9 protein-coding genes and 1 pseudogene are annotated in these 16,710 nt (G+C 70.5%); 7 read left to right on the forward strand and 3 right to left on the reverse strand.

Features of this window, described 5'->3' with window-relative positions; translation table 11 throughout:
- The 4 genes and pseudogenes from ACWGKU_RS35880 to ACWGKU_RS35895 all read left to right on the forward strand — a co-directional run.
- Positions 1–214 (forward strand): annotated as a pseudogene (locus ACWGKU_RS35880) (hypothetical protein); the annotation flags it as partial.
- Between the two features lie 581 nt (positions 215–795).
- Positions 796–5,184 carry a LamG-like jellyroll fold domain-containing protein gene (locus ACWGKU_RS35885; RefSeq protein WP_452178531.1) on the forward strand — a complete coding sequence of 1,463 codons (4,389 nt, stop codon included), beginning with the start codon at positions 796–798 and terminating at the stop codon, positions 5,182–5,184.
- Positions 5,185–5,275: 91 nt separating this feature from the next.
- On the forward strand, positions 5,276–12,178 hold the full coding sequence (locus tag ACWGKU_RS35890) for a polymorphic toxin-type HINT domain-containing protein (RefSeq protein WP_452178532.1): 6,903 nt from the start codon (positions 5,276–5,278) through the stop codon (positions 12,176–12,178).
- Positions 12,175–12,480, forward strand: a complete 306-nt coding sequence (locus ACWGKU_RS35895) for a hypothetical protein (RefSeq protein ID WP_401049690.1) — start codon at positions 12,175–12,177, stop codon at positions 12,478–12,480. The genes ACWGKU_RS35890 and ACWGKU_RS35895 overlap by 4 nt, the downstream gene beginning before the upstream one ends.
- Positions 12,481–12,625: 145 nt before the next feature.
- Here ACWGKU_RS35895 and tgmC read toward each other — a convergent pair whose 3' ends face one another.
- Complete coding sequence (tgmC, locus tag ACWGKU_RS35900; RefSeq protein WP_452178533.1) at positions 12,626–13,774, reverse strand: ATP-grasp peptide maturase system methyltransferase; 1,149 nt, start codon at positions 13,772–13,774, stop codon at positions 12,626–12,628.
- A 129-nt stretch (positions 13,775–13,903) separates the two neighbouring features.
- On the opposite strand from tgmC, the gene ACWGKU_RS35905 reads away from it, so the two are divergent.
- Entirely contained in the window at positions 13,904–14,497 is a 594-nt protein-coding gene (locus tag ACWGKU_RS35905) for a DUF4291 domain-containing protein (RefSeq protein ID WP_452178534.1), read from the forward strand.
- Positions 14,498–14,528: 31 nt separating this feature from the next.
- On the opposite strand, the gene ACWGKU_RS35910 is transcribed toward ACWGKU_RS35905, so the two are convergent.
- Positions 14,529–14,666, reverse strand: a complete 138-nt coding sequence (locus tag ACWGKU_RS35910) for a DUF397 domain-containing protein (RefSeq protein WP_452178535.1) — start codon at positions 14,664–14,666, stop codon at positions 14,529–14,531.
- Positions 14,629–15,576, reverse strand: coding sequence for a helix-turn-helix domain-containing protein (locus ACWGKU_RS35915; RefSeq protein ID WP_452178536.1), 948 nt, complete (start codon positions 15,574–15,576; stop codon positions 14,629–14,631). Before ACWGKU_RS35915 ends, ACWGKU_RS35910 begins: the two co-directional genes overlap by 38 nt.
- A 190-nt stretch (positions 15,577–15,766) precedes the next feature.
- On the opposite strand from ACWGKU_RS35915, the gene ACWGKU_RS35920 reads away from it, so the two are divergent.
- Both ACWGKU_RS35920 and ACWGKU_RS35925 read left to right on the forward strand, forming a co-directional pair.
- The gene (locus tag ACWGKU_RS35920; RefSeq protein ID WP_452178537.1) at positions 15,767–16,183 is read left to right on the forward strand and encodes an ATP-binding protein; all 417 of its coding nucleotides are present in this window, start codon (positions 15,767–15,769) and stop codon (positions 16,181–16,183) included.
- Positions 16,184–16,198: 15 nt separating this feature from the next.
- Positions 16,199–16,710 (forward strand): hypothetical protein (locus ACWGKU_RS35925; RefSeq protein ID WP_452191713.1); only part of this gene is annotated, 512 nt, incomplete at its 3' end.

The following is a 16,710-nucleotide window of genomic DNA, read 5'->3' on the forward strand; positions in this document are numbered from 1 at the left end:
CGCCGCCGCCCTGCGCCGCCCCCCCACCCGGGCTCCCGACGGCCCCCTCCGCGGCGGCCCGCCGCCGGCCGAACCGCACCTGCCGCACACCGGCGGCCTGGAGGCCGAGACCCGCTGGCTGGGGCAGATCGCCCGGGCGCTGCGGACCCTGCCACCGCTGCCGACCGGCCCGGCGGCGGACTGGAGCCCGAACGCCGCGCCTTCCGCTCCTTAATCGGCTTTTCCCCGAACCCGATTCGGCATTTCCGATTCACCGACCTGACGACAACTTGACCACAACAAGGCCGAGTTATTCCGCTGAAAATATCTGACGAACAGCCAGGCGGAAAGAGTGGAAATGTCCCGAAGGCCGCTCCCCCTCGGCCGCTCCGCGCCCGGGAACCGTCCACCCCCGCACCGGCGTCCCGCTGCCGGGGCACGTCGGTGACCGCCCATGGCCCCCACTGCCGCCCGGACCGCGCCGCCTCCATCCACGACACCCCGGGTGACCAGCACCGACGACCAGGAGATGGGATGCCCGCCACTCGTCGCGGCGTCGCATCGAAGCTGTCGGTCACCGTTCGCCGCCGCCACCCGGGGGCGAGAACGGACCGCGACAGCCCTCCAGGTCTGTGACTTCCGCCACAGTGCATCAAGTGGTTTGTCCGGTTTTACCTGCGCTGCTCCCCTTCTGACGACGCATCGACCCGGGCATGCATCCTGGCGGATTTCTCATGAACCTTTGACACCTGATTAAGCGTCCATAAAGATCCGCTCAAACTTCGCCCACATATCGGAAGTCGGAGCTTACGCACAGTGAGAACAGCAGCAAGACGGTCGGGCAGTCTGCTCGCCGCGGCACTCGCCGCGGTCGCCCTGACCGCGACCGCGGTGGTGCCGGCCGCCGCCACGACCGGCGGAACGCCACCGCCCGGCCTGACGGGCTCCCAGGACACCGCCGAGAGCCTGGCCGTCAAGGAGGCCGCCCGCAGCGGCAAGCCGGTCGAGGTACTCGCCAAGCGCAGCGAGACCAGTGACACCGTCGCCCAGCCCGACGGCAAGCTGAAGACCACCACCTACGTCCAGCCCAAGCGGGTGCGCAAGAACGGCGCCTGGGTGGACCTCGACCCGACGCTGCAGGCACTGCCCGGCGGCGCCGTCGCCCCCAAGGGGTCCACCGCCGACCTGCGGTTCTCCGGCGGTGGCAGCGAACCGCTGGTCACGATGGCCCGGGCCGGCAAGGAGCTGAGGCTCAGCTGGCCGAAGCCGCTGCCCAAGCCGAAGGTCAACGGCGCGACCGCCGAGTACGCGTCGATCCTGCCGGACGTGGACCTGCGGCTGTCCGCCACCAAGACCGGGTTCACCCAGGTCGTCGTGGTGCACACCGCCGAGGCCGCCAAGAACCCCGAGCTGGACCAGCTCCGGCTCGGCCTGCAGGGCACCGGCCTGACGGTCAGCCAGGAGGCGGACGGCACGCTCAAGGCGAAGGACCCGTCCGGCGGCGGCACCGTCTTCGAGGCGCCCGTCCCGGTGATGTGGGACTCCTCCAAGCCGGCCGCCGTCACGCCGGACGCCCCGGCGACCGCCACGCCGAACGCCCCGGCCGCCGCCCCGAAGACGTTCAAGGCCGCCCCGCAGGCGGCGCCGCAGGCCGAGGCCCCCGCCCCGGGCGCTCCCGCCGCCGGTCGGAACGACCTCGCCGCCGCCGGCTACGGCGACCTGCCCGGCGAGGGCGCCAAGATGACCCGGCTCAAGGTCGACCTGCCCAAGGACGGCCTGGTCCTGTCGCCCGACCAGGGCATGCTGGACGCCGCGGACACCGTCTACCCGGTGATGATCGACCCGGCGTGGAACACCCCGCACGCCGGTGACTGGGCGGGCGTCTCGCGCAGCTACCCGAACCAGGCGTACTGGCACTTCACGTACAACAGCAGCTACGTCCACGACTGGGGCGTCGGCTACTGCGGCGACACCTCGCGGTGCGCGCCGACCGACGTGAAGCGGGCCTTCTTCCAGGTCTCCAACCCGTTCGTGGGCAAGCAGATCCTCAGCGCCACCTTCGGCACCTACGAGAGCTGGTCGTACTCCTGCGACGCCCGGCCCGTCGAGCTGTGGAACACCGGCTACATCTCCCCCGGCCTGAACTGGAACAGCCAGAACGCCTCCGGGTTCTGGAGCCGCTACCTGCAGACCATCAACACCGCGAAGGGCTGGAGCGGCAGCTGCCCCGGCGGCTGGCTGGAGTACGGCCAGGACGGCGCGGTGCGCAACCTGGTCCAGGACGCCGCCAACTGGGGCTGGCCGACCATCAGTTTCGGTCTGAAGGCCCAGAACGAGGGCGACACCCTCGCCTGGAAGCGCTTCACCGACGACGCCTACCTGTCGGTGTACTACAACCTGCGGCCCAACCAGATCCCGATGTCCGACATGACGATGTCGCCGGGCTCGGTCTGCCAGTACCCGGGCATCAAGATCAACAAGATGCCGCAGGTCACCACCCGGGCGAGCGACCCGGACGGCGAGGCCATCGGCGTGCAGTTCGCGGTCGGCTGGGACGACGGCAGCGGCCTGCGCCGCCGCTGGTGGTCCACCGGCTCGGAGGACGCCGCACCGGGGTGGGACACCTTCAAGGCCTCCGGCTCGATGTTCTCCTGGCCGCTGCCCACCGGCCTGCCGCAGAACCTCCAGCTCGACTGGGAGGCCCGCGCCTGGGACGGCGCGCAGTGGGGGCCGTGGTCCTCCGACGGTGACCCGACCGGCTGCTACTTCATCGTCGACACCTCCGCACCGGACGGCCCGGCGATCACCTCGGACGCCTACCCGGGCTCCAAGGACGCCACCGCCGCGCTCCCCTGGACCGACGGCGTCGGCAAGAACGGCTACTTCACCCTGAAGTCGGCCGCGACCGACGTGGTCAAGTACCAGTGGGGCCTGGACACCTCGCCGTCCGCGGCGAACGAGATCGCCACCGGCGGCGGCGCCGGACAGACCGTCCGCGTCCAGCCGCAGACCGCCGGCGTGCACTTCCTCTCCGCCCGGGCCGTCGACGGCGCGGGCAACGCCTCGCAGCCCGAGACGTACTACTTCAACGTGCTCTCCGGCCAGACCCAGCGCACCGGTTGGTCGATGGACGACGCCGCCGGCGGCACCTCCGTCGCCGGCACCGGCGGCAGCTTCGAGGCCACCCTCGGCTCCGGCACCACCCCCGGGGCGCCCGGTCACCTCGCCGAGGGCCTCGCCTTCGACGGCACCGCCAACGGCTACGCCGAGACCCAGGGCACGGTGCTGAACACCACCCGCGGCTTCGCCGTCTCCGCCTGGGTCAACCTCGCCGAGAACACCCGCAACAGGGTCGCCGTCAGTGAGAACGGCAACTCCGCGGCCCGCTTCGCCCTCGGCACCTTCGGCGGCAAGTGGAGCATGTGGACGTCCAGCCGGGACAACCCCACCGACTACGCCCTCGAAGCGGCGAGCTCCGACGCCCCCGTGGTGCTCGGCCAGTGGACCCACCTGGTCGGCGTCTACGACCCGGTGGCGAAGACCAGCACCCTGTACGTCAACGGCGTGCCCGGCACCCCGGTGAACGTGGTCGCCAACTGGGACGTCCACGGCGCGCTGGAGTTCGGCCGCTCCAAGTACTTCGGCAACTGGACCGACCCGTGGAAGGGCTCGGTCGACGAGGTCCGGCTCTGGGACCGCTCCCTGAGCAAGGCCGAGGCCGCCGACGTCGCCGCCGACAAGCAGCTCGCCACCGGCTTGCCCGCCACGTCGGTCTGGCACCTGGACGGCGCCTCCGCCAAGCCGGTCGGCACCGCCGAGACCGACAACCTGACCGCCTACAGCGGCGTCGCACTCGGCCGGCCCGGCATCGCCGACAAGGCGATCCACCTGGACGGCGTCGACGACTACCTGCGCGGCACCCGCCCGCAGGTCGACGGCAGCCGGGACTTCTCGGTCTCCGCGTGGGTCAAGCTGCCCGCGCCGACCCCCGGTGACACCACCGCGAAGATCGCCGTCACCCAGATCGGCCAGCACAACAGCGAGTTCTCGCTGTACTACTCCACCTACTGGAAGCGCTGGATCTTCGGCCGCTACAAGGAGGACACCTCCGCCGACACCCTGGTCCGCACCTGGCAGCCCGACTGCACCCCGGGCACCCAGATCAACGGCGCGCCCTGCTTCGCCGGCACCACCGGCGAGTGGACCCACCTGCTGGGCGTCTCCGACACCGCCGCCAAGAAGCTGCGCTTCTACATCAACGGCTTCCTGGTCGGCGAGTCCGACTACACCCAGAACGCGCCGTGGGCCACCCCCGGCCCGCTGCAGATCGGTGCCGTCAACCGCGAGGGCGCCAACGGCGAGTTCTTCGGCGGCGACATCGACGACGTGCGCCTCTACGACCGCGTCGTCACCGGCCCCGAGGCCAGCGCGATGGTCCAGCAGCGCCCGCAGCTGGCCGGCCGCTGGAAGCTCTCCTCGGCCACCGGCACCCCGGCCGTCACCCCGGACGAGGGCCCGGCCAAGGCCGGCGCCCAGCTCGGCGGCGGCGCCTCGATCAAGGCCGACGGCGGCGTGCTGCCCGCCCCCGGCACCCTGCTGCTGGACGGCTCCACCGGCTACGCGGCCACCGGCTCCGTCCCGCTGCACACCGGCCAGAGCTTCACCCTGGCCGGCTGGGCGAACACCGCGGGCGTCCCGACCCGGGACATGACGGTGCTGTCCGTCGCCGGCGCCAACAACAGCGCGGTCACCCTGCGCTGGCACACCCTGGGCAAGGACGCCAACGGCCAGCCCACCGGCCAGTGGCAGGCCGAGGTGCGCGACTCCGACGCCACCGGCGCGGTCCGCACCCTGACCGCCCACACCCCGGCCACCTCCGTCCTGGAGAACTGGACGCACCTGGCGGTCAGTTACGACGCCTTCGCGGACCGGCTCGCCCTGTACGTCGGCGGCCAGATCGAGAACCAGGGCTGCCCGGACGGTTCGACCGGCTGCACCCCGCACATCTCCTGGACCGGCGCCCCGCAGCCCTACGAGGCGACGGGCGGCGTGCAGTTCGGCCGCAACCGGGCGGCCGGCGCGTGGGGCGAGTACTTCTCCGGTGAGCTGGACGACGTCTGGCTGTACCAGGGCGTACTGAGCCCCGCGCAGATCACCAAGCTCGCCGACTACAACGTCGAGCTGAACACCTCCACCGGGGTCTGATTCCCCCCTCCGTTTCGCGGGCCGGGCGGCTTCCTGCCGCCCGGCCCGTGGTCCGTCACACCCGTTTTCTCCCAGAGGAGTTGTCCCACCCATGAGCAGGAAGAGGTCGGTGCCGCGGCCGACCCGCACCAGAATGTCCGCGATCATCGCGGGCACCCTGGTCGGGTCGCTGCTGCCGGCACTGCCGCTGGCCGCCGTCGCGGCGGCCGCGGAACCGTACACCAAGCCGTCCGCGGTCTCACCCGAGAAGCCCGTCAAGGGCTCCGACGCCAAGGCCAAGGGCCGCAAGGCCGACACCACCGTCAGCAGGACGGACGGCAAGCAGGGCGCCCTGCCCGGCGCGGGCAGCGCCACCGTCGACGTGCCCGGCGAGAAGGGCAAGGCCGTCAAGGCCGGCAAGCTGCCGGTCGCGCTCTCGTCCTCGGGCGCGGCGGGCAAGGCCAAGGTCGAGCTGCTCGGCCAGGACGCCGCCGCCAAGGCCGGCATCAACGGCGTCCTGCTGACCGTCACGGGCGCCGACGAGAACAGCGGCCTGGCCGTCGACTACTCGTCCTTCGCCCAGGCGGCCGGCTCCGGCTTCGGCTCGCGGCTGAAGCTGGTCCGCCTGCCCGAGTGCGCGCTCACCACGCCCGACCTGCCCGAATGCCGGGTGCAGACCCCGCTGCCGGGCGGCAACGACGTGGCGAAGCAGACCGTCGCCGCCGACGCCCTGACCACGGCCCCGGCCGGGTCGATGCGCCTGCAGTCCGCGCCGGGGGCGATGGTGCTGGCGGCCACCACCGGCAGCGCCGGACCGAGCGGCGACTACAGGGCGACGCCGCTGTCGAGCGCGTCTTCCTGGTCGACGGCGCTGAACAGCGGCGCGTTCACCTGGTCCTACGACATGCCGCTCACGGCGATGCCGGGCGGGCTGACCCCGAAGGTCGGTCTGTCCTACAACTCCGGTGCGATCGACGGCCGCACGGCCAACAGCAACAACCAGGCCTCCTGGGCCGGTGACGGCTTCGACCTGTCGCCGGGCTTCGTCGAGCGCAGCTACAAGGCCTGCGCCGACGACGGGGCGCCCAAGACCGGTACCAACAACCCGGGCGACCTGTGCTGGGGGACGGACAACGCCACCATCAGCTTCGCGGGGCACTCGGGTGAGCTGATCCCGGTCTCCGGCGACGAGTGGCGGATCAAGAACGACGACGCCACCAAGGTCGTGCGCGTCCGCGACACCGGCCGCGGCAACGGCGACAACGACGGCGAGTACTTCCGCGCCACCACCACCGACGGCACCACCTACTACTTCGGCTACAACCGCCTGCCGAACTGGTCGGCGGGCAAGCCGGAGACCAAGTCCGTCTACACCGTGCCGGTCTACGGCAACAACGCGGGCGAGCCCTGCAACGGTGCCGACTTCGCGTCCTCGTGGTGCCAGCAGGGCTGGCGGTGGAACCTGGACCTGGTGGTCGACGCCCACGGCAACGACATCACCTACTGGTACACCCCCGAGACCAACAACTACGGCCGCAACCTGAAGTCCACGGACCGCACCCCGTACATCCGGGGCGGGCGCCTGGACCACATCGAGTACGGCCAGCAGCAGGGCGACCTGTACTCGGCCACCGTCAAGCCGATGGGCCGGGTCGACTTCGGCACCGCCGAACGCTGCCTGGAGACCGGCGCGGGCGTGTGCGACCCGGCGAAGATCGACGCCAACCGGCAGTACTGGTACGACACCCCGTGGGACCAGAACTGCAAGGACGGCACCGACTGCACCACGCAGTACTCGCCGACCTTCTTCACCCGCACCCGCCTCACCCAGATCCTCGCCAAGACCCTTCAGGCCGACGGAAGTTACGCCACCGTCGACACCTGGGACCTGACCCACAAGTGGGGTACCGCCGACTTCGACTACCAGCTCCTGCTGGACTCGATCAAGCACACCGGGTCCTCCGCGTCCCCGTCCGTCGCACTGCCGAAGACCACCCTCGCCTACAAGCAGATGGCCAACCGGCTCGACAAGGTCGGCGACGGCCGGATGCCGTTCATCAAGCAGCGGCTCGGCACCGTCACCGACGAACAGGGCGGCCAGGTCGACGTCAACTACTCGGCCGCGGCCTGCGACTGGAACAACCTGCCCACCCCGCAGTCCAACACCACCCGCTGCTTCCCGCAGATGTACCAGGCCTCCGACGAGACCCCGGTCACCACGGAGTGGTTCAACAAGTACGTCGTCGACGCGGTCATCGCCACCGACCGCACCGGCGGCGCACCCGACATGGTCACCCACTACACCTACCTCGGCGACGCCGCCTGGCACTTCGACGACGAGGACGGCCTGACCAAGGACAAGCTCAAGACCTGGTCCCAGTGGCGCGGCTACGCCCGCACCCGGGTCGAGACCGGTGGCGTCACCGGCATGACCACCCAGGCCGACCACTGGTTCCTGCGCGGCATGGACCAGGACCGCAACAACCCCGCTGACAAGAACGGCAAGCGCACCGTCACCGTCGACGACGGCCAGGGCACCGTCCTGACCGACGACGACGCCTGGGCCGGCTACGAGTACCGCACCGAGCAGTACGACAAGCCCGGCGGCGTGATCCTCGGCAAGAACGTCAACACGCCGTGGAAGCAGGAGACCGCCAAGCGCGTCCGCGACTGGGGCACCACCACCGCCAACATCACCGGCACCACGGTCACCCGCACCTTCACCTCGCTCGACAAGGGCACGGGCAGCAGCTGGCGCGAGACCCGTACCAACAACACCCGCGACGGCTACGGCCGGGTCACCTCGGTCGAGAACCAGGGTGACGTCGCGGTCCCCGACGACGACACCTGCACCCGCACCACGTACGCCGACAACGCCGGCACCTGGATCCTCAGGAGCGCCACCCGTGTCGAGGTGGTCGCCGCGAACTGCGCCACCGACGTCAACCGGGACACCCGGGCCGACGGCACCTCGGCGGTGCTCTCGGACATCCGCTACCGGTTCGACGGCCAGGGCTTCGGCGCCGCCCCCGCCAAGGGCGACATCACCCTCATCCAGACGCTCAAGTCCCGCACCGGCAACAGCGCCACCTACCTGGACCACGCCGTCGCCTACGACGGCTACGGCCGTCCGCTGAGCAGCACCGAGCTGGCCTCCAGCACGGTCTACGACCTCAGCGGCGCCACCAACCCGGTCACCACGGCCTCGCCGAACGCCCGGACCAGCACCACCGCCTACACCCCGGCCACCGGCCGGCCCACCAGGACGGTGGAGACCACCCCGCCCGCCAAGGCCGGCGACGCCACCACCACGCAGACCACCACCACGGACTACGACCTGCTGCGCGGCCTGGCCGTCGACACGATCGACGCCAACAACCGCCGCACCGACACGCTCTACGACGCCCTCGGCCGCACCCTGAAGGTCTGGCTTCCCGACCGCTCCAAGGCCACCGGGCAGACCCCCGACCAGGAGTACGCCTACACGGTCGCCGACAACCAGATCGTCTCCGTCGCCGGCAAGACCCTCAACGAGGACGGCTCCCAGCAGACCGCCTACACCCTGTACGACGGCCTCGGCCGCTTCCGGCAGGGCCAGGCCCCGGGCGACAACGGCGGCCGCGTCATCGCGGACACCTTCTACGACGAGCGTGGTCAGACGGCGCTCGCCTACTCCCCGTACTACGCCACCGGCGCGCCCTCCGGCACGCTGCGCAACATCGACGACACCGCCGGCCTGGAGACCCAGGCGGCAACGGAGTACGACGGCCTCGGGCGGGTCGTCAGGACCACCGCGCTCTCGGGCAACGGTGTCGGCACCCCGCTGGCCACCACGCTCACCGAGTACGGCGGCGACCGGGTCACCGTCACCCCGCCCACCGGCGGCACCCCCACCACGACCGTCTTCGACGCGGTCGGCCGGGCTGTGGAGCTGCGCCAGTACAAGTCCGCCACGCCCACCGGCGCCTACGACTCCACCACCTACGGCTACGACGCGGCCGGCAACCTCTCCAGGCTCACCGGCCCGGCGGGCAGTGTCTGGACCTGGCAGTACGACCAGCTCGGCCGGCGGACCAAGGCGGTCGACCCGGACTCCGGTACCACCACCAGCACGTACAACGACCGCGGCGATCTGACCGCCACCACCGACGGCGGCGGCAAGACCGTCGCCACCGCCTACGACAACCTCTCCCGGCCGATCGAGACGCGCGACGGCTCGGCGACCGGCCCGCTGCTGACCTCCCGGGCGTGGGACCCGGCCGGCAACAAGGGCCAACTGTCGTCCAGCACCCGCTACAGCACGGTCGGCGGCACCACCTACCAGTACAAGACCACCTACTCGCTGTTCGACACCCTCGCCCGGCCCACCCGCACCACGGTCACCATCCCGTCCGTCCCCGGCCAGGAGGCCCTGGCAGGCAGCTACATCAGCGGCACCATCTACCGCCTCGACGGGCAGGCCAGGTCGATCGCGTACCCGGCCGTCGGGAACCTGGCGGCCGAGTCGGTGGCGTTCACCTACGACGCGCTGCACCGGCCCACGGCCGCCGAGGGCCTGACGAAGTACCTCACCAACCAGACCTACAGCCTCACCGGCAAGCCGCTGCAGTCCACGCTCAGCAACGGCACCGCCGGCAAGGACGTGTACATCACCAACGGCTACGAGTGGGGCACCCAGCGCCTCGCGTCCAGCCGCACCGACCAGTACGGCGTCACCGGCGCCACCCGCGCCGCCGCCTACACCTACGACCAGGCCGGCAACGTCACCTCCGTCACCGACACCTCGCGCTCCGGCACCGACCGGCAGTGCTTCCGCTACGACTCCCTGGCCCGCCTCACCGAGGCCTACACACCCAGCACCGGCGGCTGCACGGCCCCCAGCGGCACCCAGCTCGGCGGCCCCGCCCCGTACTGGACCAGCTGGACCTACAACACCAACGGCACCCGTGCCACCGAGACCCGGCACGACACCACCGGCAACACCGGCCAGGACGCCACCACCACCTACACCTACCCCGCCGCCACCGCGGCCCGACCGCACAGCCTGAGCTCCACCTCCACGGTCACCGGCACGATCGGCGCTCCGCTCGTGGAGAGCTACGACTACGACACCGCGGGCAACACCACCGGTCGGCACCTCAAGTCGCCGTCCGGCAACCAGGCCGGCGACCAGGCCCTGACCTGGGACTCCGAGGGCCGGGTCGGCCGACTCGCCGCGACCGTCCAGACCACCAACGGCAGTACCACCGCGACGACCAACCAGACCACCGACTACCTCTACGACGCTGTCGGCAACCGTCTGCTGGGCCACACCCTCGACACCGCCCAGCCGGCGGCCGAGAGCTGGACCCTCTACCTCGACCGCGTCGAGCTGAAGCTGGTCAAGGGCGCCGCCAAGGCCACCGCCACCCGCTACTACCCGCTCGGCTCGGCCACCGCGGTCCGTACCGACGACAACCGCCTGACCTTCCAGGTCAACGACCACCACGGCACGGCCGAGATCGGCGTCGACGCCACCACCGGCGCCGTGGACCAGCGCCGCTCGCTGCCCTTCGGCGGCAGCCGCGGCGCCAACCCCGCCACCTGGGCCGGCACCCGGGGCTTCCTCGGCGGCACGGCCGAGCCCACCGGCCTCACCCACCTCGGGGCCCGCGACTACGACCCGGCCACCGGCCGGTTCATCAGCGTGGACCCGGTCCTGGCCGACACCGACCCGCAGTCGCTGGCGGGCTACACGTACAGCAACAACAACCCGCTCACCCTCAGCGACCCGTCCGGGCTGCGGCCCGACGGCACCTGCGGCGGTACGGCCCAGTGCCGCACCCCCGAGGGCCAGCTGGTCCAGGACTACTGGATGCCGGTCAACGGCGGCGACTGGGTCGTCGAGACCGTCAAGAGCGTGAAGTCGGTCCTTCCCGGCGGAGTGCAGATCACCACCGGCAAGACCGACTTCAACAAGCTGATCCAGCAGACCAACAAGAACCTGAAGATCCTCCAGAAGCAGCGTCACCGCTTCGGAGAGGACCCGGACTCCGACGCCCACGACTACGTGGCGGCAGCGCTGAACGCCTGCCACATGATCAAGGAATGCCAGAAGTCCCCGATCTACAACGAGCTCTGGGACCAGCTCAAGAACTGGCAGTTCGAGAACATCGCCATGTTCGGCCCGGGCGAGATAGGCGTCGGCGCCGGTGCCCTCGGCAAGGGCCTGGCCAAGTTCAACAAGTCGGCCAAGCCCAAGCCGGCCGCGGCCGCGGCCGAGAAGCCCGCACCCGGCAACCAGATCGCCATGTCCTGCGACAGCTTCCCGGCGGGCGTCGCGGTTCGGATGGCGGACGGGACGACCAAGCCCATCGAGCGGTTGAAGGTCGGGGACCTCGTCCTCGCCACCGACCCGGAGACCGGGAAGACGGCCGCTCGCGAGGTCGACGCCACCATGGTGACCCCGGACGACGCCGACTTCACCACGCTCCTCCTCGCCGACGGCCGGGGCGAGATCACCGCGACCGACCACCACCCGTTCTGGAGCGTCAACCGGGACGCCTGGGTCAACGCCGGGGACCTGACCGCGGACGACACCGTCCGCAGCTCCGACGGCACGGTCGTCGCCCTGGCCGGGATCCGACACTTCCACCTGGTCCAGCCCGCCCACAACCTGACGGTGCGAGACCTGCACACGTACTACGTGCTGGCGGGGAACACGCCGGTACTGGTTCACAATTCCGGACCGAACTGTGTCACCACCAACTCCTCCCAGGTGGCGGCCACCCCTCGTGGACGTGCTCCGGAATACCACGGCGGAACCATCAATCAGGACCAGGCCATGGACCTTGCCGAACGTTGGCTCGGGGCCGGGTACCGGGAAGAGGGAGTCGGCCGGTACGTGTCGAGTGATGGCAGTCGTATAGTTCGTTACGGAAAGCACGAGACTACGTCGAAGAGTCATCACATCCACTTCGAGGCGGTCGAGAACGGCCGCGTGGTCGAGAACACGAGTGTGGAGATCAGGCCATGAGTGCACCTGTGCCGGCCGTCCTTGACGGCGCTTCGGTCGAGCTGTACGCGCGGGTGGGAGACGCGCAGCGGCCCACCGGCCGGACCAGGCACTCGATCGACAGCCTCGACGAGAAAATCTCCCACCTGGCGATCGCACGGTACGACGGAGAGTCCGATTACTACCTGTTCTACTGCTCTGCGGACTGGGAAGTCCTGACGGACACGTGCCATCCCACGCGGCAGGAGGCGATCGAGCAGGCGGACTTCGAATTCGAGAACGTGGAGTTCGCTCCGCGCCCTACGGGTTCTGACCGGGGTTAACAGGGAGCCCTACCCCGCCCCACCCCTACCGTTGCACTGAAGAAGCCCCACCGGATCGTTTTCCGGTGGGGCTTCTTCAGGTCTTGACGGCAGTAGCCGAAGAATCCGCTCGCGCGGGGCATGGCGGGCCTCGATCCTGGAGGGGTCAGATCGGCAGGTACCAGCCCGGTCCGTCCTCGCTTCCGATCCAGACCCGCTGCCCGGTCGGCGAGACGGTGAGGCCGAAGCCCTCCTGGTGCGGCTCGCCGGCCCGCTGCCAGGCTTCGACGGCGCTCTCCACCTGGTCCCAGAGCCGGAGCGGGCCGCGCTGCACCACGGTCCACCCGCCACCGGGGACGGGCGCCGTCCGGGCCTGCGATCCGGTGGCCACGTCCCAGAGGATCTGGTGCCCAACGGCTCCCATCCGTTCGGCCGAGGGCGCCGCGAGCTGGGCGACCCAGCTGCCGGTCCAGGTGCTGATGACCTCGGGGTCGATCCGGGACGGGCGCTCGTCCCCCGGGAGCAGGGAGATGCTCTGGCGCGGCGGTCGGTCGTGCGGGCGGGCGATCATGAAGCTGGTCCAGCCGGGCATGAACCGCCCCGTTCCCTCGCCGGGGGCCGTCACGACCAGGCGCACGAGCCCGAAACCGAACCCCCACCCGGACAGGGTCGCCAGGATGACGCCGCCGGGCTTCACCTGGTGCAGCCAGCCGGGCGGCAGGTACCGGACGGCACAGGTGGCGATCAGCCGGTCGTACGCACCCTCGCCGCCCTCCGGGTCGCCGAGCAGCCCGTCGCCGATCACCAGCCGGGGAGCGAACCCGGCCGCCCCGATCGCGGCGGCGGCGCGCTCGGCCACCAGCGGGTCGTACTCGATGCTGGTCAGGTTGGCGTCCCCGAGGCGATGCGCGCCGAGGGCGGTCGAGTAGCCGGTGCCCGTGCCGATCTCCAGCACCCGGTGCCCGGCTGCGGCATCGAGCTGCTGCCACATGCCCAGCACCAGGGACGGCAGGGTGGACGATGACGACGGCGTCCCGGTCACGGTGCCCCCGGTCACGTCCTCGGGGCGGACGTGACCGTCGAGTTGGGTGATCAGCGTCTCGTTCGCGTAGACCTGCCTCAGCCATCCGGGGTCGGTCCGGTGCACGGGCCGGTACGCGGTCGGATTGCTGCCCGGGACCGGCACGAAGAACGACCCGACGAACAACTCCCGCGGCACGGCGAGCGCGGCGGCCCGCCACGCCGGATCGCTGATCGCGTCATCCCCGGCGAGGCCGTCCACCAGGGCGGCGCGGAGCCGGTCCGATGTGCTCATGATTCGATGTCCTTCTCCGGGAGGTCGGCGATGGCAGAGCGGAGCGGCTCCACGGCCGGCACCGGGGAAACCCACGCCGCCCGGAAAATCCGCTGGCGCAATGCTCGCGGAGGATCGAGGCTGGTCAGCGTGCCAGAACCCAAGTATGAGATCCGCGCCCTCCACACCGCCTCCACGGTAACCGTCTACCAGGCGTACGCGCCGGAGATCGGGCTGCCCGCCGCACGGGACGGCCGCTTTCCGGCGGCGTGGAAGCGGGACCGGATGACGTGGATCAAACCGTCGTTCCTCTGGATGATGTACCGCTGCGGATGGGCGACCAAGGAGGGGCAGGAGACCGTCCTCGCGATCGAGATCACCCGCGAGGGCTTCGAATGGGCGCTGGAGAACAGCTGCCTTTCCCACTACAAGCACGGGCTGCACCCCGACCAGGCCGCCTGGAAGCGGGAGTTGAGGCGGTCGCCGGCCCGCGTGCAGTGGGATCCCGAACGCGGCCTGCATCTGGAGCCGCTGCCCCATCGGTCGCTTCAGCTCGGCCTCACCGGCGAGGCCACCGAGCGCTATGCGGACGAGTGGATCGTCTCGGTGGAGGACGTCACCGCACTCGCGCACACGATCCACTCCCACGTGCGGGCCGGGGAGTTGGAGGAAGCCCGGAAGCTCCTGCCCGCCGAACGCCCGTACCCGTCGGGCGACACCCTGCTGACCCACCTGGGCGCCTGAGCCCGGCCTATGTCGTGTACCGAGTTCCCGGTCAGCCCTGGCCCGGCAACTCGCCGTCTTGGACGGCCGCAACGAATGCTTCCCAAGAAGCGGCCGGGAAGACGAGGGACGGGCCGCCGGGGTCCTTCGAGTCACGCACGGGGACGAGGCCGGGGAATCCGGGGGCCACCTCGATGCAGTTGCCGCCGTTGCCGCCGCTGTAGCTGCTCTTGCGCCAGACGGCCCCGTCGAGCCTGTTCCTCGTCATCCTTGAACCCTTCCAGCGCATCCGCGATCAGCGCGAGCGAGGCGGCTACTGGCAGTGCCGTCCCATGGAGCAGATCATAGCTCCAGCGATGCCGCGCAACGATCTCCGGAGCATCGCTGGAATGCCCGCGATCAAGGCTCTCGGAGTACACACAGGTTCGCCCATCAGGCATGTCCAGCAGCACCATTGAGACGTCAACGCTGGCCTGTCGACACGCGAACGGCGCGATCTGGATCACGATGTTCGGGAGCTTTGCAACCGCCAGCAAGTGTTCCATCTGGCGCCTCATCACGCCCGGTCCGCCATAGACGGTTCGAATGCAGCTCTCATCCAGGATTGCCAGCAGCGGCGGCCCATCCGGCTCCAGGAATCGCTTCTGTCGCGCCAACCGAGCCTGCGTTCGTTGCTCGATCACCTCCGGCCTGCCAGCTGCATCACTGACCGCGAACACGGCCTCCGCATACTCGCGGCATTGCAGTAGCCCATTCATCACAGCAACTTGGAAGACCCTGGCCGCCAGCGCCTCGGCCTCCGCATCGACATGGGTCTGGAACCAATCCGGATGCTCGACCCCCGCGCTCCAGTCCACCCGGTCCCAGAGTCGCTTCAGCGATCCACCTGTGTCGAGCAACAGGTCCGCCTGCACGACCATGTCCGGCGACATGCGCCTCTGGCCGGACTCGTACCTGGTGATGTTCGGCCTGGTGCAGTGCAGCAGCTTCGCCAACTGCTCCTGCGTGTAGCCGGCCATCTCCCGGTAGAACCGCAGCTCTTCGCCGAAGATCCGCGCCGAACTGGCCGTCACTTCGCTCTTGAGTCGCCGGTGTGCCATGCCTGACCCCCTGACGTACCGCGTGTGCGTGGTACCCGATTTCGGCCATCACCGTACCTCCGCGACCCGGATCATTGAGACCGGAACGCAATCATCTGCATGCGCAGCGTGATTGTGCGCGCTCTTGTCGCACTCCCCCCTCCGCCCCTTCCGAGGTCCCCCCATGCTCAAAACGCACCGTCGCCCCCGCATGTTCGTCGCGCGCCTCGACTCCCGTACCGAGTCCACGCCGCTGGCCCGGTACTTGCTCCGCGCGTACCTCTCCGCCCTCCCCGCCGGAGACCGCTACGCCGATACCGCCGAACTGTTGCTCGGCGAACTGTTCGCCAACGCCGTCCAGCACTCCGACGCCCCCGACGACTGCCACATCGAGGTCCGCTTCACCGTCACCGGCTCCCGTCTGCGCCTGGAAGTCCACGACGCCGGCACCGACCACCCCACCCTCCACGCCCCGACCCCCGACGACGAACACGGCCGAGGCCTGCTCCTCGTCAACGAACTCGCCGAACGCTGGGGCAGCGCCAACCGCCCCGGCGGCATCGGCAAGTACGTCTGGGCCCTCGTCGCGCCCGCCCCCGGCCCCACCATCTCGCTCGTCACCGCCTGAAAGACCGACCCCCCCATGCACCTCACCACCCTCGCCGGCCACGCCCTCTCCCGCGGCCGCACCCCCGCCGACACCTACGCCCTCCTCGCCCGCCGCACCCACAAACCGCTGCCCTCCGCCCGCGCCGTCTGCCTGGCCCTGACCATCCCCCTCGCCGAGACCGTCCGCCGCCTCAACGACTGCCACGACGCCCTCCTCGCCAACCCCCGCCCCGGCACCGAGACCGACACCGGCGAACTCCTCGAAGCCCTCGGCGTCTTCGACGTCCCCACCTCCCTCACCGACACCGAACTCGCCGTCGTCGACCACTTCCTCACCGCCATCGACGCCATGGGCGGCATCCGACCCGGCCACCACCACGGCCTGAGCCGCTGGTTCACCACCGGCAACCTCACCGCCGCCTACCTCTCCCTCGCCGCCGCCCGACCCCTGCCCCGCACCGGCAACCCCACCCGCTACTGGACCACCCTCGTCACCGCCGGCGAACTCCTCACCACCACCCCCAACCCCGACACCCGCCTCACCTA

This window comes from Kitasatospora sp. NPDC054768, from assembly GCF_053612025.1.

Excerpts from the sequence above, each read along its gene's own strand:
- ACWGKU_RS35890 (WP_452178532.1), top strand. The coding sequence starts at position 5,276 with ATGAGCAGGAAGAGGTCGGTGCCGCGGCCGACCCGCACCAGAATGTCC.
- ACWGKU_RS35895 (WP_401049690.1), top strand. The coding sequence starts at position 12,175 with ATGAGTGCACCTGTGCCGGCCGTCCTTGACGGCGCTTCGGTCGAGCTG.
- tgmC (WP_452178533.1), bottom strand. The coding sequence starts at position 13,774 with ATGAGCACATCGGACCGGCTCCGCGCCGCCCTGGTGGACGGCCTCGCC.
- ACWGKU_RS35915 (WP_452178536.1), bottom strand. The coding sequence starts at position 15,576 with ATGGCACACCGGCGACTCAAGAGCGAAGTGACGGCCAGTTCGGCGCGG.
- ACWGKU_RS35920 (WP_452178537.1), top strand. The coding sequence starts at position 15,767 with ATGTTCGTCGCGCGCCTCGACTCCCGTACCGAGTCCACGCCGCTGGCC.